Source organism: Enterobacter cloacae complex sp. ESBL7 (genome assembly GCF_041679625.1).
In the GTDB taxonomy this organism is placed as follows: Bacteria; Pseudomonadota; Gammaproteobacteria; order Enterobacterales; family Enterobacteriaceae; genus Enterobacter; species Enterobacter asburiae_B.
The window spans coordinates 75,014-94,079 of sequence record NZ_JBGORN010000008.1 but is presented as its reverse complement, the minus strand read 5'-3'; the positions used below and the strand labels follow the sequence as shown (position 1 = coordinate 94,079).

Here is a 19,066-nt window from a genome sequence, read left to right as displayed (position 1 = left end):
GGGGGCTCTCGACAGATATTAGTGCTTGTAGATGAACTCGACGCCTTCTTCGTCGTCTTCATCCCAGTCATCGTCCCAGTCTTCATCATCCTCTTCCGCTTCCAGCTCTTCGAGCTGCTGGCGGTGGTAGTCATCCCACATGAATTCGACTTTTTCAGGCTGTTTCGCTTCTTCCGCCTGAACAACTGGGTTCTCAATGATGAAGGTCATCACATCCCAGCACAGATCTTTCACGCCAACCTGGCTTGCCGCAGAGATCAGGTAGTATTTATCTTCCCAGCCCATCGCTTCAGCAATCGCTTTAGCTTTCGCTTCCGCTTCGGCCTTGTCCATCAGGTCGATCTTGTTGAAGACCAGCCAGCGTGGTTTATTCGCCAGTTTTTCGCTGTATTTTTCCAGCTCACCGATGATGATGCGGGCGTTTTCTACCGGATCGGAACCGTCGATAGGATCGATATCGATAAGGTGCAGCAGCACGCGGCAACGCTCAAGGTGTTTCAGGAAGCGAATACCCAGACCCGCGCCTTCCGCAGCGCCTTCAATCAGACCCGGAATATCGGCAACCACAAAGCTCTTCTCGTTATCCATACGGACAACGCCCAGGCTTGGTACCAGCGTGGTAAACGGATAGTCCGCCACTTTTGGCTTCGCCGCAGAAACGGCGCGAATGAACGTCGATTTACCGGCGTTTGGCATACCCAGCATGCCCACGTCTGCCAGAAGCATCAGCTCCAGCTGAAGATCGCGCTTATCGCCCGGCGTACCCATCGTTTTCTGACGCGGAGTACGGTTAACGGAGGATTTGAAACGGCTGTTACCCAGACCGTGCCAGCCGCCTTTCGCCACCATCAGGCGCTGACCGTGTTTGGTCATGTCACCCATGGTTTCACCGGTCCCCTGGTCAATCACACGCGTACCGACCGGAACCTTAATGGTGACGTCTTTACCGCGTTTCCCGGTACAGTCACGGCTCTGGCCGTTCTGGCCACGTTCAGCGCGGAAGGATTTTTCGAAACGGTAGTCGATCAGCGTGTTGAGGTTCTCATCCGCCTCCAGCCACACGTCACCACCATCCCCACCGTCGCCGCCGTCAGGACCGCCACGTGGGATATACTTTTCACGGCGGAAGCTCACGCAACCATTGCCGCCATCACCAGCCACGACCAGGATCGTCGCTTCATCAACAAACTTCATTTTACTCTCCGTAACTCATTCGCCTGAGCGGGGGACTACTACAACCGCTTCATTTTTGCGCCAACGTCCCCAAAGACGATGACCAATGGCGGAATACATCGCGCCCGCAACCACGACAAACGCACCGAGATAACCCAACAGGTTGAGCATCGGTCTGACGAAGACATCGGGCCAGGCCATTGATAACAAATCTGAAAATAACAGCGTAAACAGCGGAGTAAGCGTAATTAACGCGCTCACCTGTGCCGCCTGCCAGCGCGCCATCGCTTCGGCCAGCGCGCCATAACCGACCAGCGTGTTCAGCCCACAAAAAATGAGGCACGCCAGTTGCCAGTCGCTAAGCTGGGAAATCACACCCGGCTTTGCTAATGGCAGCAATGCTATTGTACACAAAGTGTACAATAAAAAGAGGATCTGCTGTGAGGCAAGACGACGCAATAACACCTTTTGCGCGACGCCATAGCTCACCCAGACCGTTGCCGCCCCCACGCCGAAAATTACACCCCATGTGTAATCCGTCAGGCGGGTGAAAATCTCAATCAGACTGGTGTTGAAGAACATCACCAGACCGCACAGCAGCATGCTCGCCCCGATAATCTGCGTACCGCGCATCTTTTCCTTGAGGATAAAGACGCTGGCGACCATCATGCCCACCGGTGAAAGCTGACCTATCACCTGCGACGCCGTGGGGCTGAGATATTGCAGGGAAGAGCTGAACAGGATGAAGTTACCGAACAGACCGCCCGTCGCGATAGCCAGCAATACCAGCCAGCGCGGTTTGCGGAAGAGCCGCAAGGGTGGAAGCTTACCTTTGACAGCCAGAATGGCCCCGAGGCCGATGCTTGCCATCAGAAAGCGATAAAAGACCACCGTAGGCGGCTCCATCACTTCCAGTACCTGCTTCATTGCAATTGGCAGCGCACCCCAGCACATTGCGGTAGTGAGCGCCAAAAGAATACCAATGCCGGCCTGCTGCTTCATGCCCGTTTTCCCTACAGAAAAAATTACCGGGTTTCCAATGTAAAAAGCCCCGCAACAGGTTGCGGGGCTTTAATCCGTTACCGGACCGAGAAAACCTTACTCAGCAACGATGCTGATGTATTTACGGTTGTTCGGGCCTTTAACTTCAAATTTCACTTTACCGTCTGCTTTAGCAAACAGAGTGTGGTCACGACCGCAACCTACGTTGTTGCCAGCGTGGAATTTGGTACCACGTTGACGAACGATGATGCTACCAGCCAGAACGGATTCGCCACCGAAACGCTTAACGCCAAGGCGTTTAGCTTCTGAATCGCGACCGTTACGTGTGGAGCCGCCAGCCTTTTTATGTGCCATTTAAATCTCTCCTCAGGTCTTAGGCGCTGATGCCAGTAATTTTCACATCAGTGAACCACTGACGGTGGCCCTGCTGCTTACGGTAGTGCTTACGACGACGAAACTTAACGATTTTAACTTTCTCGCCACGACCGTGTGCAACAACTTCAGCTTTGATAACGCCGCCATCAACGAAAGGAACGCCGATTTTGACTTCTTCACCGTTTGCGATCATCAGAACTTCTGCGAACTCAACAGATTCGCCAGTTGCGATGTCCAGCTTTTCCAGGCGAACGGTCTGACCTTCGCTTACTCGGTGTTGTTTACCACCACTTTGGAAAACCGCGTACATATAAACTCCGCTTCCGCGCACGTCCTCGTATGAATCAGAGTGCGCTATAAATATTCACAATAGGGCGCGAATATTACGCAAAACGCGAGCCTTTGACAAGTGCTACCGTCAATACATGAAGAAAAAAAACACAACACGTACGGTAACGTTTATCTGTGCCGTTTTTTCAGTACAATCAGCACTACTATTGATAAACCGAAACCCTTCGTTACCCCATTGAAGATGGGATCAACAGGATAAAAAGCCCGGCTTTTGCGATGAATTTAGAAAAAATCAACGAGTTAACCGCGCAAGATATGGCGGGTGTGAATGCAGCAATCCTGGAGCAACTCAACTCTGACGTTCAGCTGATCAATCAGTTGGGCTATTACATCGTCAGCGGCGGCGGTAAACGCATTCGTCCGATGATTGCCATTCTGGCTGCCAGAGCCGTTGGCTATCAGGGAAATGCTCACATCACTATCGCAGCGCTCATCGAATTTATTCACACGGCGACGCTTCTGCATGACGATGTTGTGGATGAATCGGATATGCGTCGTGGCAAAGCCACGGCAAACGCCGCTTTCGGAAACGCAGCCAGCGTCCTGGTGGGGGATTTTATCTATACCCGCGCCTTCCAGATGATGACCAGCCTGGGCTCCCTGAAAGTGCTGGAAGTGATGTCCGAAGCCGTAAACGTCATTGCTGAAGGCGAAGTGCTGCAGCTGATGAACGTCAACGACCCTGATATCACCGAAGAAAACTACATGCGCGTCATCTACAGCAAAACGGCGCGCCTGTTTGAAGCGGCTGCCCAGTGTTCCGGCATTCTGGCCGACTGTACTGAAGCACAGGAAAAAGGCCTGCAGGACTATGGCCGCTATCTGGGTACGGCCTTCCAGCTGATTGATGATTTGCTGGACTACAGTGCGGACGGCGAGACGCTCGGTAAAAACGTGGGCGATGACCTGAACGAAGGTAAACCCACCCTGCCGCTGCTTCATGCTATGCGCAACGGAACAGCCGACCAGGCGAAAATGATCCGTGAAGCGATTGAGCAGGGAAATGGCCGCCATCTTCTGGAACCTGTACTGGAAACCATGGCTATCTGCGGATCGCTGGAATGGACGCGTCAGCGCGCGGAAGAAGAAGCCGACAAAGCCATCGAAGCGCTTCAGGTCATTCCAGACAGCCCGTGGCGCGAGGCACTGATTGGTCTTGCCCACATCGCCGTTCAGCGCGACCGTTAATCCCCTTGTTTCTCCCCGCAGCGATAGCGGGGAGATTCCAGTACACACCTGTAAATTCCGTGTTCATGTAAATTCATCGGTTTAGAGACCGCATGAATAAAGCCGTGTCTTATTCTGAATATCCCTTCAAGTAACGCGAACTTTTTAGAACAAGAAGTTGAAATGGGTATAGTAACCGCGTCGTTTCAGAAGAAACGGCGTAGGTGAATCCGAACTTAAGGACGGCGTTATGGATACGAAATTTATCGACTGGCACACGGCTGATATTATTGCCGCACTGCGCAAAAGAGGCACTTCACTGGCAGCAGAGTCCCGCCGCCATGGACTGAGTTCTTCAACTCTGGCAAACGCCCTCACCCGCCCCTGGCCCAAGGGAGAATTAATTATCGCGACGGCGCTGGATACGCATCCGTGGGTAATTTGGCCTTCGCGCTACCACGATCCCATTACCCATGAATTTATCGACAGATCGCGCATGATTCGCCAGAGAAAGGTAAAAAGAGAATCGCAGGAATAACGCGTTTTTGACAGGAACAGCAACCCCCCGGTCATTGCTGGCAGGGGGCTGCCGGAACGATTACTCGCCCTTCACACGCTCGATGTTGGCACCCAGCGCGCGCAGTTTATCTTCGATACGCTCATAACCACGATCGATGTGATAGATACGATCCACGATCGTTGTGCCTTCCGCGATACAACCCGCCAGCACCAGGCTTGCAGACGCACGCAGATCGGTTGCCATCACCTGAGCACCTGACAGTTTCTCAACGCCGTGGCAGATCACGGTATTACTTTCGATCTCAGCATGCGCGCCCATACGGATCAGCTCCGGTACGTGCATAAAGCGGTTCTCGAAAATGGTTTCTGTGATGAAGCCAGTGCCTTCGGCGACCAGGTTCAACAGGGTGAACTGCGCCTGCATGTCCGTAGGGAACGCCGGATGCGGTGCCGTACGCACATTGACCGCTTTTGGACGCTGGCCGTGCATATCGAGGCTGATCCAGTCTTCACCGATTTCGATATCCGCACCCGCATCGCGCAGTTTCGCCAGCACCGCATCCAGGGTATCTGGCTGCGCGTTGCGACAAACAATCTTCCCGCCAGAAATCGCCGCAGCGACCAGGAAGGTACCGGTTTCGATACGGTCCGGCAGAACGCGATAGACACCGCCGCCCAGACGCTCAACGCCCTCGATGGTGATACGATCGGTACCCTGACCGGAAATCTTCGCCCCCAGCGCCACGAGGAAGTTGGCGGTATCCACAATCTCCGGTTCGCGCGCGGCGTTTTCGATGATGGTGGTACCTTCTGCCAGCGTCGCCGCAGACATAATGGTGACCGTTGCGCCCACGCTCACTTTGTCCATGACGATGTGCGCGCCTTTCAGACGACCATTAACGGACGCTTTAACGTAACCTTCTTCCAGCTTGATCTCGGCGCCCAGTTTTTCCAGACCGAAGATGTGCAGGTCAACCGGACGCGCACCGATGGCACAGCCGCCCGGCAGAGAGACCTGACCCTGACCAAAACGCGCTACCAGCGGGCCAAGCGCCCAAATGGATGCACGCATGGTTTTCACCAGATCGTAAGGGGCTGAGAAGTTGTTCACCTTGCTGGCGTCGATCCAGACGGAACCGTTACGCTCGACTTTCGTGCCCAGCTGGGTGAGCAGCTTCATGGTGGTGTCGATATCTTTCAGCTTCGGTACGTTCTGAATTTCTACCGGCTCTTCAGCCAGCAGCGCAGCAAAGAGGATTGGCAGCGCGGCGTTTTTAGCGCCAGAAATTGTGACTTCGCCCTGGAGACGCGTTGGCCCCTGTACACGAAATTTATCCATTGTGTGCTCTCTTATAAATTCAACCGTGCTGCGGGCCTGTCGCCCTCAGCTCAAAAACCGTTTAGTTTGCGATCGCGTGCCCACTCTTGCGGGGTGAACGCTTTAATCGACAGGGCGTGGATGCGGTTATCCGCAATATATTCCATCAGCGGCGCGTACACAGCCTGCTGTTTCTTCACGCGGCTCATACCGTCGAACATCTCACCCACAGCAATAACCTGGAAGTGACTGCCATCGCCAGTGACGTGGGCTTCCTGAAGGGAGAGTGCATTCATCAGCACTGTCTGGATTTCATGATTTTCCATGGGCTCTTAATCATCTGATAGTGAAAACAAGCCCAACATCTTAGAGCAAAGTGGCGTTGTCTTAAACAAGCAAAAAGCCCCGACGATGAAACAGTCAGGGCTTTCGGAAGTAACGCACTGAAAATATTAACGAGGCAGTACGTCCTGAGGGAGATTGTAGAGCTGCGCAAGGGTCACGACATTATCGCTCGCGCCGTGAAGCGTGACGCTTGTCCCCTGCTTTTTCCCCACGGCAATCAGATGGGCAAGCAGCGCAACACCTGCCGTATCTACCCGCGTGACGTCGGTTAAGTCGATAAGCGTCACGCCCTGCATCGCTTCGTGGCGTTTGTCCCACAGTGGGTTCAGCAGATCCTGATCCAGTTCACCGGACAGCTTTAATGTCTCGCCTTCACGCGACCAGCTGAGTTGCTGTGACATTACTTCTTCTCATCCAGAGTAATTTTCTGGCGAGAGATAGACTGCAGCTGAGCGGTCAGGCCATCAATGCCTTTGGTGCGCAGTAGGTCGCTCCATTCGTTCTGTTTGGTGGTGATCATGCTTACCCCTTCGGCAATCATGTCATACGCCTGCCAGTGACCGGTCTGGCTGTTTTTACGCCACTGGAAATCCAGACGAACCGGCGGACGACCGTTAGGATCGATGATCGTCACACGGATAGGGACGATGGTCGCATCGCCCAGCGGCTGCTCAGGCGCAATCTGATAGGTCTGGCCGTGGTACATCGCCAGCGCCTGGCCATAAGCCTGTTTCAGGTATTCACGAAACGCGGCAAAGTAGGCATCACGCTGCGCAGGGGTCGCGTCTTTGTAATAACGTCCCAGCACCAGCGCACCCGCATATTTAATCTGCACGTACGGCAGCAGTTCCTGGTCAACAACGTCACGCAGATAATCAGGATTAGCACGAATTTTAGGCTGTTCGTTTTTAAGACGGTCGAAGGTCTTCTTCGCCGCTTCGTCCATCAGTTTGTACGGGTTACTCTGATCCGCAGCGTGGGCGGCGGTTAGAGGGGCGATGACCAGCATGGCAACCATTAACAGTCGTTTAAACATGAATGACTTCTCCTGATATTAATTCGCAGCACCTGGCGTCGGTGCGACGTCGGTATGATCTTCGCTCTGCGCAGGGGCAGCGTCGGATTTTTTCTCATCCCCTTTACTGTTGTAAAGGAACTGACCAATCATATCCTCCAGAACCATCGCGGATTTCGTATCCTGAATGACGCTACCGTCTTTAAGGATAGTCGTTCCCAGCTCGGGATCTTCAAAGCCAACGTTAAGCGCCAGATATTGTTCGCCCAGCAGGCCGGAAGTACGGATAGAAAGGGAACTGGTGTCCGGGATATGGTTGTAACGCTCTTCGATATCCATCGCGACGCGTGGCAGGTAGGTTTTCTCATCCAGCGTAATGTCAGATACGCGTCCGATCACCACGCCGCCGATGCGGACCGGTGAACGCGCCTTCAGCCCGCCGATGTTATCGAAGGTGGCATAGATGCGATACGTCGGCTCGGTGCGTACAGACGTGATATCCGCCGCTCTCAGGCAGATAAACAGCGCGGCCAGCAGCGCCAGCAGCAGGAATACACCGACCCAAATTTCATTTTTTCTCGTTTGCATGAACTCAATTCCCAAACATCAGTGCGGTGAGCACAAAATCCAGACCCAGTACGGCCAGCGACGAATGTACGACTGTACGTGTAGTTGCGCGGCTAATGCCCGCCGACGTCGGGATGGCATCGTAACCATTGAACAATGCAATCCAGGTGACCGTAATGGCAAATACCACGCTTTTAATCAGGCAATTAACCAGATCCATTCGCAGGTCGATGGCGTCCTGCATCGCGGACCAGAAGAAACCGGCATCAATGCCTTTCCAGTGCACACCAACCAGCGAACCGCCCCAGATACCCACGGCGACAAACAGAATAGTCAGTAACGGTAAAGAGATCACCCCAGCCCAGAAACGCGGCGAGATCACGCGACGCAGCGGATCGACCGCCATCATCTCCATGCTGGAGAGCTGCTCGGTCGCACGCATCAGGCCAATTTCAGCCGTTAATGCCGACCCCGCGCGCCCGGCGAACAACAGCGCCGCCACAACCGGCCCCAGCTCGCGCAGCAGCGAGAGCGCCACCAGCATCCCGAGGCTGGTTTCCGCACTGTAGGTTGTCAGAACCAGATAGCCCTGCAGCCCAAGCACCATACCGATAAACAGACCGGAGACAATGATGATGAGCATCGACAGCACGCCGACATTATAAAGCTGCCGCACCAGCAGCGGTGCGTGCTTACGGAATTCCGGCTTGCCGACCAGCGCGTTGAATAACATCAATCCGGCACGCCCGAACGTCCTGATGGTTTTTATGCCACGGTGTCCGAGAGCGGCCAACGCATTTAACAGCATGAGTGGCTTAACTCCCTATTCCCAGTAAATCGTCACGATAGTCGCCCGCCGGGTAGCGGAATGGCACAGGGCCATCGGCAATACCGTCAAGGAACTGCCGCACGCGCGGATCGCAATTTTCCTGCAGCGCCTGAGCGCTACCGTGTGCGACGATCTTTTTGTCCGCCACAATATAGGCGTAATCGGCAATGCTCAATACTTCCGGTACATCGTGAGATACTACAATGCAGGTGACGCCAAGCGCGCTGTTCAGTTCAGAGATGAGCTTCACCAGCACGCCCATCGTGATGGGATCCTGTCCAACAAACGGTTCGTCGAACATGATTAAATCAGGTTCTAATGCAATGGCGCGTGCCAGCGCGGCGCGGCGCGCCATCCCGCCGGACAGCTCCGAAGGCATCAGCTTTGCAGCGCCCCGCAAACCGACGGCTTCGAGCTTCATCATCACCGTGCTTTTCAGCAGTTCTGGCGGCAGGCTGGTATGCTCACGCAGCGGATAGGCCACGTTATCAAAGACATTCATGTCGGTGAACAAGGCTCCCGACTGAAAGAGCATGCTCATGCGTTTGCGGACAGTATACAGACGCGAGCGTGACATCTCCGGGATGTTTTCGCCATCAAAGAGGATTTCACCGCTATCAGGTGGGATCTGCCCACCAATAAGGCGCAGCAGGGTCGTTTTACCGATCCCGGACGGCCCCATGATGGCAGTGATTTTGCCACGCGGTACGGTCAACGAAATATCATCAAATATCAATCTGTTGGCGCGAGAAAAACTCACGCCGCGAACATCGACTAAATTCGCCATCGTTTGGCTCATTTATGGTTCCTTTATTACCCTGCTCACGTTAAGGCATGCCGCCTGAATCAGCCCTCAACTCCGCATTTTTACAGAATAATAGCCGTTGAGGTTAGCGAAAGCTGGCATTTGTTTTACTTTTCCGGCGCATAAAGTCAAAATTAGGAATTCGTTACGCCTCAGACTGTATGCAGTCCAGCCATTCCCGTGCGATGGACCGACGAGTATACCTGAAGAAAGGACTTTTGATGCTTTTAGCAACAGCACTGTTAATAATTGGTTTACTTTTGGTGGTCTACAGTGCTGACCGTTTAGTGTTTGCTGCATCTATCCTGTGTCGCCTGACCGGCGTACCGCCTGTCGTCATCGGGATGACCGTGGTGAGTGTTGGAACGTCACTTCCTGAAATCATCGTCTCTGTCTCGGCATCGCTGCATGGTCAGTTAGACCTGGCAGTTGGTACCGCGATTGGCTCCAACATCGTCAATATACTCTTGATTTTGGGCCTGGCCGCACTGCTCCATCCATTTCGCGTGCATTCTGATGTTCTGCGCCGTGAATTGCCGCTAATGTTAATCGTAAGCCTGCTGGCAGGCTGCGTATTTTACGATGGTGTGCTGAGCTACAGCGACGGCATTTTCCTGCTGGCGCTGGCCGTCATCTGGCTGCTGTATAGTGTTAAAATCGCCCGTCTGGCTGAGAAGCAGGGTCAGGATAGCCTCACGCGGGAGCAGGTCGCCGAACTGCCGCGAGAAGGCACGCTGCCTGTTGCCCTGCTCTGGCTTGGCGTTGCGCTGATCATCATGCCGATGGCAACGCGCATGGTCGTGGATAACGCGACCGTGCTGGCGAACTATTTCGCCATCAGTGAACTGACCATTGGCCTGACGGTGATTGCCATCGGCACCAGCCTGCCGGAGCTGGCCACGGCCATTGCGGGGGCACGGAAAGGTGAGGATGACATTGCCATAGGTAATATCATCGGTTCCAACATATTTAATATCGCCATTGTGATGGGCCTGCCGGCCCTGATTACGCCAGGGCCCTTTAATCCCCTGGCGTTCTCACGCGACTACGGCGTGATGTTATTGGTCAGCGTGATATTTGCCCTGCTCTGCTGGCGTCGGCAACGACAGATCGGCAAAGGCGCAGGCGCGCTGCTGACGGGTGGATTTATCGTATGGATGGCGATGCTGTACTGGCTCTCGCCTCTTCTCTCTGGGTAAACGGAAACGCATTATGTCGCAAATAGAATTGCAGCCGGGTTTTGACTTTCAGAAAGCAGGCAAAGAGGTTCTGGAGATTGAACGTGAAGGTCTGGCGCAGTTAGATCAGTACATTAATCAGGATTTTAGTCTGGCATGTGAGAAGATGTTCTACTGTGCCGGCAAAGTCGTGGTGATGGGGATGGGTAAGTCCGGCCACATTGGACGCAAAATGGCGGCAACGTTTGCCAGCACCGGAACCTCTTCCTTCTTTGTACATCCGGGGGAAGCCGCGCACGGTGACCTGGGTATGGTCACGCCGCAGGATATCGTCATCGCGCTGTCCAACTCCGGGGAGTCCAATGAAATTCTGGCGCTGATCCCGGTACTGAAGCGACTGCAGGTGCCGCTTATTTGCATGACCAGCCGTCCGGAAAGCAGCATGGCGCGGGCGGCCGATATTCACCTGTGCGTGAAAGTGCCCAAGGAGGCCTGTCCGCTCGGCCTGGCGCCGACGTCCAGCACCACCGCCGCGCTGGTCATGGGTGATGCGCTTGCCGTCGCGCTGCTCGAAGCCCGCGGTTTTACGCCGGAAGATTTCGCGCTTTCCCACCCGGGCGGCGCGCTGGGGCGCAAGCTTCTGCTTCGGGTAAACGATATTATGCACACCGGGGATGAGATCCCTCACGTCAGTAAAGAAGCCTCCCTGCGTGATGCGCTGCTGGAAATCACCCGTAAGAATTTGGGTATGACGGTCGTGTGCGACGATCTGATGAAAATTCAGGGGATCTTCACCGATGGCGACCTGCGCCGCGTGTTCGACATGGGTGTAGATGTCCGCACGCTCGGCATTGCCGATGTGATGACGCCGGGCGGTATCCGCGTCCGTCCGGGTACGCTGGCCGTGGATGTGCTGAACCTGATGCAGTCCCGCCACATTACCTCAGTGATGGTTGCCGATGGCGACCAGTTGCTGGGTGTGGTACATATGCATGATCTGCTGCGCGCAGGCGTAGTGTAATGAAGGATAAGACAATGAGTAATGCGGGTGCATCCCTTGCAACCTGTTATGGACCGGTCAGTACCCAGATGATGGCAAAGGCGGAAAACATTCGTCTGCTCATCCTGGACGTGGATGGCGTACTTTCCGATGGCCTGATTTACATGGGCAATAATGGTGAAGAGCTGAAAGCGTTTAACGTTCGCGACGGCTACGGTATCCGCTGCGCGCTCACCTCGGGTATTGAGGTGGCTATCATCACCGGGCGAAAAGCTAAACTGGTAGAAGACCGCTGTGAAACCTTAGGAATTACCCATCTGTATCAGGGTCAATCCGATAAGATGGCGGCGTTTAAGGATTTACTGGGTAAACTGGCTATCGCACCGGAAAACGTAGCCTACGTCGGGGACGATCTGATTGACTGGCCCGTGATGGCTGAAGTCGGGCTGAGCATCGCCGTTGCCGATGCGCATCCGCTGCTGATCCCGCGCGCTGACTACGTTACCCACATCAACGGGGGCCGTGGTGCCGTACGTGAAGTCTGCGATCTGCTTTTGCTGGCGCAGGGCAAGCTTGATGAGGCCAAAGGGCAATCGATATGAGTAAAACCAGACGCTGGATTATCATTTTGCTTTCGCTTGTCGCACTGGTATTGATTGGCGTGAACCTTGCCGATCGCGACGATCCGCAAACGGAAGTGGTCAACAATAACGATCCAACCTATAAAAGCGATCACAGCGACACCGTGGTCTACAGCCCGGAAGGCGCGCTGAACTATCGCCTGATTGCCCAGCATGTTGAATATTTTTCAGATGACGGTATTTCGTGGTTTACCCAACCTGTCATGACCACATTTGATAAGGACAAAGTGCCGACGTGGTCAATTAAGTCAGATCGGGCAAAACTGACAAATGACCGTATGCTTTATCTGTATGGCCACGTTGAAGTCAACGCCCTGACCGCTGACTCGCAACTGCGAAAAATTACGACGGATAATGCCCAAATTAACCTGGTAACCCAGGACGTGACCTCGCAGGATCTGGTCACACTGTATGGCACAACATTTAATTCCAGCGGTTTGAGAATGCGCGGGAACTTACGCAGCAAGAACGCCGAGCTGATTGAAAAGGTTAGAACCTCCTATGAAATTCAAAACAAACAAACTCAGCCTTAAAGTAATTATCGCCAGCGCGATGCTGGCGACCAGTCTCCCCGCGCTTGCTGTAACGGGCGATACCGACCAACCGATCCATATCGAGTCTGATACCCAGTCTCTCGATATGCAGGGCAACGTCGTCACCTTCACGGGTAACGTCGTCATGACTCAGGGCACCATCAAAATTAACGCCGACAAAGTGGTCGTGACCCGTCCGGGTGGCGAGCAGGGCAAAGAGATCATTGATGGTTACGGCAACCCGGCCACCTTCTACCAGATGCAGGACAACGGCAAACCGGTGAAAGGCCGCGCTTCGCATATGCACTATGAGCTGGCGAAGGACCTGGTCATCCTGACCGGAAACGCGTATCTGGAACAGCTGGACAGCAACATTACCGGCGACCAGATCACCTATCTGGTGAAAGAGCAAAAAATGCAGGCCTCCAGCGAGAAAGGCAAACGCGTCACGACCGTCCTGGTTCCGTCGCAGCTGCAGGACAAAGGCAAAGGCCAGGCCCCGGCACAGAAGAAGAGTAACTAATTCGTTATGGCAACTTTAACTGCAAAAAATCTCGCGAAGGCCTACAAGGGCCGCCGTGTCGTAGAAGATGTCAGTCTGACCGTCAACTCCGGCGAAATTGTAGGGCTGCTTGGCCCTAACGGTGCGGGTAAAACCACCACCTTCTACATGGTCGTTGGCATTGTGCCGCGCGATGCCGGCAACATTATCATTGACGATGAAGACATCAGCCTTCTGCCACTGCACGCGCGCGCGCGTCGCGGGATCGGCTACCTGCCGCAGGAAGCCTCCATTTTCCGTCGTCTTAGCGTTTACGATAACCTGATGGCGGTACTGGAAATTCGTAACGATCTGACCAGCGAACAGCGTCAGGATCGTGCCAACGAGTTGATGGAAGAGTTCCACATTGAGCATCTGCGCGACAGCCTCGGTCAGGCACTCTCCGGGGGTGAACGCCGTCGTGTTGAGATTGCACGTGCGCTGGCCGCAAACCCGAAATTTATCCTTCTGGATGAACCGTTTGCGGGCGTTGACCCAATCTCGGTTATCGACATTAAACGCATCATTGAACACCTGCGTGACAGCGGGCTTGGCGTACTGATCACCGACCACAACGTCCGTGAAACGCTGGCCGTGTGTGAACGCGCGTATATTGTGAGCCAGGGCAATCTGATCGCCCACGGTACGCCGCAACAGATCCTCGAAGACGATCATGTTAAGCGCGTCTATCTTGGGGAAGACTTCAGACTCTGATAGGGTAGAGGTAACGTAACGCCGAACCGGAGAAAAACGCTCTGAACATGAAGCAAGGTTTGCAATTAAGGCTCAGCCAACAACTGGCAATGACGCCGCAGCTACAGCAGGCAATTCGCCTGTTGCAACTGTCCACGTTAGAACTTCAGCAGGAGCTCCAGCAGGCGCTGGACAGCAACCCCCTGCTGGAACAAACCGATCTTCATGACGAGGTAGATACTCAGCAGTCACAGGATACAGAAGCGCTCGACACCGCGGATGCACTCGAACAAAAAGAGATGCCCGACGAGCTACCGCTGGATGCCAGCTGGGATGAAATCTACACCGCCGGAACCCCTTCCGGTACGCGTGCAGACTACCAGGATGATGAGCTACCGGTCTATCAGGGAGAAACCACCCAGTCGCTGCAGGATTACCTGATGTGGCAGGTGGAACTTACCCCCTTCTCCGATACCGACCGCGCGATTGCCACCTCAATTGTCGATGCCGTTGACGACACCGGCTATTTGACCGTCACGCTGGACGATATCCTGGAAAGCATGGGCGACGAAGAGATTGAACTTGAGGAGATCGAAGCCGTTCTGAAGCGCATCCAGCGTTTCGATCCGGTAGGCGTGGCCGCAAAAGATCTGCGCGACTGCCTGCTGATCCAGCTATCTCAGTTCAGCAAAGAGACGCCATGGATCGACGAGGCGCGCTTAATTATTAGCGATCATCTGGATCTGCTGGCCAACCACGATTTCCGCTCCCTGATGCGCGTCACGCGCCTGAAGGAAGAGGTGCTGAAAGAAGCGGTAAATCTGATCCAGTCGCTCGATCCGCGCCCGGGACAGTCGATCCAAACCAGCGAGCCCGAGTACGTGATCCCGGATGTGCTGGTCAGAAAACACAATGACCGCTGGGTCGTTGAACTGAACTCAGACAGCATCCCTCGCCTGCAAATCAACCAGCAGTATGCCTCCATGTGCACCAGCGCGCGTAACGACTCCGACAATCAATATATTCGTAGCAATCTTCAGGAAGCGCGATGGTTGATCAAAAGTCTGGAGAGCCGAAATGATACGCTGCTGCGCGTCAGCCGCTGTATTGTCGAACAGCAGCAGGCGTTCTTTGAGCAGGGCGAAGAGTATATGAAACCGATGGTACTGGCGGATATCGCCCAAGCCGTCGAGATGCATGAATCAACCATTTCCCGTGTCACCACGCAGAAGTATCTGCACAGTCCACGCGGTATATTTGAGCTTAAGTATTTCTTCTCCAGCCATGTGAATACCGAGGGCGGCGGCGAAGCGTCGTCAACGGCCATTCGTGCCCTGGTGAAGAAGTTGATCGCCGCGGAGAACCCCGCGAAGCCACTAAGCGACAGTAAGTTAACCACCATGCTGTCCGATCAGGGTATTATGGTGGCACGTCGTACTGTTGCGAAGTATCGAGAGTCTTTATCCATTCCGCCGTCCAACCAGCGTAAACAGCTGGTCTGACACAACCGATAAGGAAGACACTATGCAGCTCAACATCACTGGACAAAACGTCGAAATTACTGAGGCTTTACGTGACTTCGTGAACGCGAAGTTTGCAAAACTCGAGCAGTATTTCGAAAGGATCAATCAGGTCTATATTGTGTTGAAAGTGGAGAAAGTGACTCATATCTCGGATGCCACCCTGCATGTTAACGGGGGTGAACTGCATGCCAGTGCGGAAGGGCAAGACATGTACGCTGCTATCGACGGCTTGATTGATAAGCTTGCACGACAGCTCAATAAACATAAAGATAAACTGAAACAACACTAATTGTCCGGGCAGTTAACGGGTGCAGGACGGCCTGTTGTGAAACACAACAGGCCATTTGTACAGTTAGCGCTTAGGTGAAATTATGATGAACAACGATTCCGCTCTTCAACTGAGCAATGTCCTTAACCAGGAATGTACCCGCAGTGCGGTTCACTGTCAGAGCAAAAAACGTGCGCTGGAGATCATCAGTGAACTGGCTGCCAAACAGCTGGGCCTGCCGCCGCAGGTGGTGTTCGAAGCGATTCTGACCCGTGAAAAAATGGGCAGTACCGGTATCGGCAACGGCATCGCGATCCCGCACGGCAAACTGGAAGAGGATACCCTGCGTGCCGTTGGTGTGTTTGTGCAGCTTGAAACACCCATCGCCTTCGATGCCATTGATAACCAGCCCGTCGATCTCCTCTTCGCGCTGCTGGTGCCTGCCGACCAGACGAAAACCCATCTGCATACGCTGTCGCTGGTCGCAAAACGTCTGGCCGATAAAACCATTTGCCGTCGACTGCGCTCGGCCCAAAGTGATGAAGAGCTCTATCAAATTATCACTGAAGCAGAAGGCAATCAGGATGATGCATAACCAGGAGATGGCCTTCACATCTGTTGTCCTGAGGAGAAACGGAACATGGTGCTGATGATTGTCAGTGGCCGTTCAGGGTCGGGGAAATCCGTTGCTCTGCGCGCCCTGGAAGACATGGGTTTTTACTGCGTCGATAACCTGCCGGTCGTGTTGTTACCCGACCTGGCCCGCACGCTGGCGGAGAGACAAACCTCTGCCGCCGTCAGTATCGACGTTCGTAACATGCCTGAATCGCCAGAGATCTTCGAACAGGCCATGAGCAACCTGCCTGACGCGTTCTCGCCTCAGCTGCTGTTCCTCGATGCAGACCGCAATACGCTGATCCGCCGCTACAGCGATACCCGTCGTTTGCATCCGCTTTCCAGCAAGAACCTCTCTCTGGAGAGCGCTATCGATGAAGAGAGCGACCTGCTGGAGCCGCTGCGTTCTCGTGCCGACCTGATTGTCGACACCTCTGAGATGTCCGTTCACGAGCTGGCGGAAATGCTGCGTACCCGGCTGTTGGGTAAACGCGAGCGCGAACTGACGATGGTGTTCGAATCCTTCGGCTTTAAGCACGGTATTCCGATTGATGCGGATTATGTTTTCGACGTGCGCTTCCTGCCGAACCCGCACTGGGATCCAAAACTGCGTCCAATGACCGGTCTGGATAAGCCGGTGGCGGCGTTCCTCGACCGGCACACAGAAGTACACAATTTTATCTACCAGACGCGAAGCTACCTTGAGCTATGGTTACCTATGCTGGAGACAAACAATCGTAGCTACCTGACGGTGGCGATTGGCTGTACCGGCGGTAAACATCGTTCGGTTTACATCGCCGAACAGCTGGCCGACTATTTCCGCTCGCGCGGGAAGAACGTTCAGTCCCGTCATCGCACGCTGGAAAAACGTAAAACATGACCGTAAAACAAACCGTTGAGATCACCAACAAGCTGGGTATGCATGCACGCCCGGCGATGAAGCTGTTTGAGCTGATGCAGGGTTTCGATGCAGAGGTTCTGCTGCGGAATGACGAAGGCACCGAAGCGGAAGCGAACAGCGTGATCGCGCTGCTGATGCTGGATTCCGCCAAAGGACGCCAGATTGAAGTAGAAGCCACCGGCCCTCAGGAAGAGGAAGCGCTGGCGGCGGTGATTGCCCTGTTTAACGCAGGGTTCGACGAAGATTAAGGTCTGCTATTCAGGCGGGTAGCGCTGCGCTTACCCGCCCTACATAAGATTATTACGCTGCATAAACCCCTCTCCACCCAGCTGATTCATCTGGCGCATAATCCACGCCTGTCGGCTTCGCACGTACCCTGATGGGGCACTGGCCTTAAAGCGGATAGGGTTCGGTAACACAGCGGCCAATAGCGCGGCTTCTGACATGCTCAGACGGCTGGCTGGCTTATTGAAATACCGCTGTGCGGCAGCTTCCACGCCAAATATACCGTCGCCAAACTCAGCGACGTTGAGATAGACGGTCAGAATGCGTTTTTTGCTCCAGACCGTTTCCATCCCAAGGGTCAACCCCGCTTCCAGCCCTTTTCGCACCCAGCTTCGACCATCCCACAGAAACAGGTTTTTGGCCGTCTGCTGCGACAAGGTTGATGCCCCGCGCACGCGGTTTTCATGGCGTTCGTTATGGGCTAGCGCCTTCTCAATGGCCGCCACGTCGAACCCCCAGTGCTCCGGGAATTTCTGGTCCTCCGCCGCGATGACCGCCAGCCCCATGAACGGGGAGATCTCGTCCATGCTCACCCAGTCAGAGTGGGCAACGTAGCTGAAATCGCCGCTGAACCACGCGCTAAGCTGGCGCTCAACCATAACGGCAGAGAACGGAACCGGCATAATGCTGAATAAAGCCAGCCCGCCTCCCCAGAATACCGCCAGCACAAGTACGATGCGCAAGAGAAAACGTTTCACCCCTGCGCCTGCGGCAAATTTGCGCCTCATTCAGTCAGCACCAGCACGCGGGCCACCAGCTTTTCAATACCTGAGGCCGCCTCAGCGATATTGTTCGCCAGCATATACGCTGGCGTGGTGACAATTTTGTTATCTTCATCAACCACAATGTCATCAACCGGGCACGGAACGTGTTCGCCCCCCATTTCCTCGACGATCTCTGCGGTATCAATATCCGTCCCGATAGTCAGGCGCAGCGGGAAATCAAAAATCCTGGGCACCATTGCCGGCGCGATGCAGATAAAGCCCTGCGGTTTTCCTGCCGCGTGCATGGCCTGCGACAGCGCTTTAAGATGAGGATCGATCTGACACTCCGCTCCCTGCGCAGCAAAGGTACTCAGATTTTTGGCCGCGCCAAACCCACCCGGCACAATGAGCGCATCAAGCTCTGTAGGGTCTGCCTGAATAAGAGGATGGATATCACCTCGCGCAATACGCGCGGCTTCAATCAGTACATTGCGGTTTTCTGCCATCGGCTCGCCGGTCAGATGATTAATCACATCCGCCTGATTTTTGTTCGGCGCAAAACAAATAACCTCTGCTCCCTGCTTAGCCAGGGCCAGCAGCGTGATTACGGCTTCATGTATTTCAGAACCATCGTAAACACCGCATCCGCTCAGCACGACACCAATCTTTTTCATCATGACAATCCTTTTCTGCAACTTGCTGAAGCACATTAATAATT

General features: G+C 54.3%; 26 protein-coding genes. 13 read left to right on the top strand and 13 right to left on the bottom strand.

The features are described from left to right. Positions 1–18: 18 nt before the first annotated feature. From cgtA to rplU, 4 genes are all read right to left on the bottom strand, one after another. On the bottom strand, positions 19–1,194 hold the full coding sequence (cgtA, locus tag ACERY3_RS20330) for an Obg family GTPase CgtA (RefSeq protein WP_039260419.1): 1,176 nt from the start codon (positions 1,192–1,194) through the stop codon (positions 19–21). Between the two features lie 15 nt (positions 1,195–1,209). Continuing rightward, positions 1,210–2,175 carry a DMT family transporter gene (locus ACERY3_RS20325; protein WP_039260417.1) on the bottom strand — a complete coding sequence of 322 codons (966 nt, stop codon included), beginning with the start codon at positions 2,173–2,175 and terminating at the stop codon, positions 1,210–1,212. Between the two features lie 96 nt (positions 2,176–2,271). Then, positions 2,272–2,529 (bottom strand): 50S ribosomal protein L27, encoded by a 258-nt coding sequence (rpmA, locus tag ACERY3_RS20320; protein WP_004385076.1) that lies wholly within the window; start codon positions 2,527–2,529, stop codon positions 2,272–2,274. A gap of 19 nt (positions 2,530–2,548) precedes the next feature. Further along, positions 2,549–2,860, bottom strand: coding sequence for a 50S ribosomal protein L21 (rplU, locus tag ACERY3_RS20315; protein ID WP_003025032.1), 312 nt, complete (start codon positions 2,858–2,860; stop codon positions 2,549–2,551). A 257-nt stretch (positions 2,861–3,117) separates the two neighbouring features. Here rplU and ispB point away from each other — a divergent pair, with 257 nt between their 5' ends. Both ispB and sfsB read left to right on the top strand, forming a co-directional pair. Beyond that, positions 3,118–4,089 (top strand): octaprenyl diphosphate synthase, encoded by a 972-nt coding sequence (gene ispB / locus ACERY3_RS20310; RefSeq protein WP_024906360.1) that lies wholly within the window; start codon positions 3,118–3,120, stop codon positions 4,087–4,089. Between the two features lie 229 nt (positions 4,090–4,318). Further along, entirely contained in the window at positions 4,319–4,606 is a 288-nt protein-coding gene (gene sfsB, locus ACERY3_RS20305; protein ID WP_058841640.1) for a DNA-binding transcriptional regulator SfsB, read from the top strand. A gap of 60 nt (positions 4,607–4,666) precedes the next feature. On the opposite strand, the gene murA is transcribed toward sfsB, so the two are convergent. The 7 genes from murA to mlaF all read right to left on the bottom strand — a co-directional run bounded on the left by murA (position 4,667) and on the right by mlaF (position 9,460). Further along, the gene (gene murA / locus ACERY3_RS20300; RefSeq protein ID WP_023309349.1) at positions 4,667–5,926 is read right to left on the bottom strand and encodes a UDP-N-acetylglucosamine 1-carboxyvinyltransferase; all 1,260 of its coding nucleotides are present in this window, start codon (positions 5,924–5,926) and stop codon (positions 4,667–4,669) included. 50 nt (positions 5,927–5,976) lie between these two features. After that, a complete protein-coding gene (gene ibaG, locus ACERY3_RS20295; protein WP_008501458.1) occupies positions 5,977–6,231 on the bottom strand; it encodes a BolA family iron metabolism protein IbaG in 255 nt (84 codons plus the stop codon). Positions 6,232–6,357: 126 nt separating this feature from the next. Beyond that, positions 6,358–6,651, bottom strand: a complete 294-nt coding sequence (gene mlaB / locus ACERY3_RS20290; RefSeq protein ID WP_023309350.1) for a lipid asymmetry maintenance protein MlaB — start codon at positions 6,649–6,651, stop codon at positions 6,358–6,360. After that, entirely contained in the window at positions 6,651–7,286 is a 636-nt protein-coding gene (mlaC, locus tag ACERY3_RS20285) for a phospholipid-binding protein MlaC (RefSeq protein ID WP_033146748.1), read from the bottom strand. The genes mlaB and mlaC overlap by 1 nt, the downstream gene beginning before the upstream one ends. An 18-nt stretch (positions 7,287–7,304) precedes the next feature. Continuing rightward, positions 7,305–7,853 carry an outer membrane lipid asymmetry maintenance protein MlaD gene (gene mlaD / locus ACERY3_RS20280; protein ID WP_033147081.1) on the bottom strand — a complete coding sequence of 183 codons (549 nt, stop codon included), beginning with the start codon at positions 7,851–7,853 and terminating at the stop codon, positions 7,305–7,307. Between the two features lie 4 nt (positions 7,854–7,857). Continuing rightward, on the bottom strand, positions 7,858–8,640 hold the full coding sequence (mlaE, locus tag ACERY3_RS20275) for a lipid asymmetry maintenance ABC transporter permease subunit MlaE (RefSeq protein WP_010436044.1): 783 nt from the start codon (positions 8,638–8,640) through the stop codon (positions 7,858–7,860). A 7-nt stretch (positions 8,641–8,647) separates the two neighbouring features. Then, complete coding sequence (gene mlaF / locus ACERY3_RS20270) at positions 8,648–9,460, bottom strand: phospholipid ABC transporter ATP-binding protein MlaF (RefSeq protein ID WP_024906354.1); 813 nt, start codon at positions 9,458–9,460, stop codon at positions 8,648–8,650. 227 nt (positions 9,461–9,687) lie between these two features. Between mlaF and ACERY3_RS20265 the strand changes: the two genes are divergently transcribed. From ACERY3_RS20265 to npr, 11 genes are all read left to right on the top strand, one after another. Beyond that, on the top strand, positions 9,688–10,665 hold the full coding sequence (locus tag ACERY3_RS20265; protein ID WP_023309354.1) for a calcium/sodium antiporter: 978 nt from the start codon (positions 9,688–9,690) through the stop codon (positions 10,663–10,665). A gap of 13 nt (positions 10,666–10,678) precedes the next feature. Further along, positions 10,679–11,665: an arabinose-5-phosphate isomerase KdsD gene (kdsD, locus tag ACERY3_RS20260; protein WP_023333606.1), complete on the top strand. Its 987-nt coding sequence runs from the start codon at positions 10,679–10,681 to the stop codon at positions 11,663–11,665. 14 nt (positions 11,666–11,679) lie between these two features. After that, complete coding sequence (gene kdsC / locus ACERY3_RS20255) at positions 11,680–12,246, top strand: 3-deoxy-manno-octulosonate-8-phosphatase KdsC (protein ID WP_023309356.1); 567 nt, start codon at positions 11,680–11,682, stop codon at positions 12,244–12,246. Further along, a complete protein-coding gene (gene lptC, locus ACERY3_RS20250; RefSeq protein ID WP_033146749.1) occupies positions 12,243–12,818 on the top strand; it encodes an LPS export ABC transporter periplasmic protein LptC in 576 nt (191 codons plus the stop codon). The genes kdsC and lptC overlap by 4 nt, the downstream gene beginning before the upstream one ends. Beyond that, entirely contained in the window at positions 12,787–13,341 is a 555-nt protein-coding gene (gene lptA, locus ACERY3_RS20245) for a lipopolysaccharide ABC transporter substrate-binding protein LptA (protein WP_033146750.1), read from the top strand. The genes lptC and lptA overlap by 32 nt, the downstream gene beginning before the upstream one ends. A 6-nt stretch (positions 13,342–13,347) precedes the next feature. Continuing rightward, the gene (lptB, locus tag ACERY3_RS20240; protein WP_033146751.1) at positions 13,348–14,073 is read left to right on the top strand and encodes an LPS export ABC transporter ATP-binding protein; all 726 of its coding nucleotides are present in this window, start codon (positions 13,348–13,350) and stop codon (positions 14,071–14,073) included. A 47-nt stretch (positions 14,074–14,120) separates the two neighbouring features. Beyond that, the gene (gene rpoN / locus ACERY3_RS20235) at positions 14,121–15,554 is read left to right on the top strand and encodes an RNA polymerase factor sigma-54 (protein WP_063143582.1); all 1,434 of its coding nucleotides are present in this window, start codon (positions 14,121–14,123) and stop codon (positions 15,552–15,554) included. 22 nt (positions 15,555–15,576) lie between these two features. Beyond that, on the top strand, positions 15,577–15,864 hold the full coding sequence (gene hpf / locus ACERY3_RS20230; RefSeq protein WP_008501444.1) for a ribosome hibernation promoting factor: 288 nt from the start codon (positions 15,577–15,579) through the stop codon (positions 15,862–15,864). Positions 15,865–15,946: 82 nt separating this feature from the next. Then, positions 15,947–16,438 carry a PTS IIA-like nitrogen regulatory protein PtsN gene (gene ptsN / locus ACERY3_RS20225; RefSeq protein ID WP_008501443.1) on the top strand — a complete coding sequence of 164 codons (492 nt, stop codon included), beginning with the start codon at positions 15,947–15,949 and terminating at the stop codon, positions 16,436–16,438. Between the two features lie 45 nt (positions 16,439–16,483). Next, positions 16,484–17,338 carry an RNase adapter RapZ gene (rapZ, locus tag ACERY3_RS20220; RefSeq protein WP_014885397.1) on the top strand — a complete coding sequence of 285 codons (855 nt, stop codon included), beginning with the start codon at positions 16,484–16,486 and terminating at the stop codon, positions 17,336–17,338. Next, a complete protein-coding gene (gene npr / locus ACERY3_RS20215; RefSeq protein ID WP_003861872.1) occupies positions 17,335–17,607 on the top strand; it encodes a PTS phosphocarrier protein NPr in 273 nt (90 codons plus the stop codon). Before rapZ ends, npr begins: the two co-directional genes overlap by 4 nt. A 39-nt stretch (positions 17,608–17,646) precedes the next feature. Here the strand turns inward: npr and mtgA are convergent, their stop codons facing one another. Both mtgA and elbB read right to left on the bottom strand, forming a co-directional pair. Then, positions 17,647–18,372 carry a monofunctional biosynthetic peptidoglycan transglycosylase gene (mtgA, locus tag ACERY3_RS20210; protein ID WP_029739613.1) on the bottom strand — a complete coding sequence of 242 codons (726 nt, stop codon included), beginning with the start codon at positions 18,370–18,372 and terminating at the stop codon, positions 17,647–17,649. After that, positions 18,369–19,022, bottom strand: a complete 654-nt coding sequence (gene elbB / locus ACERY3_RS20205; protein WP_373226383.1) for an isoprenoid biosynthesis glyoxalase ElbB — start codon at positions 19,020–19,022, stop codon at positions 18,369–18,371. Before elbB ends, mtgA begins: the two co-directional genes overlap by 4 nt. Between the last annotated feature and the right edge of the window lie 44 nt (positions 19,023–19,066).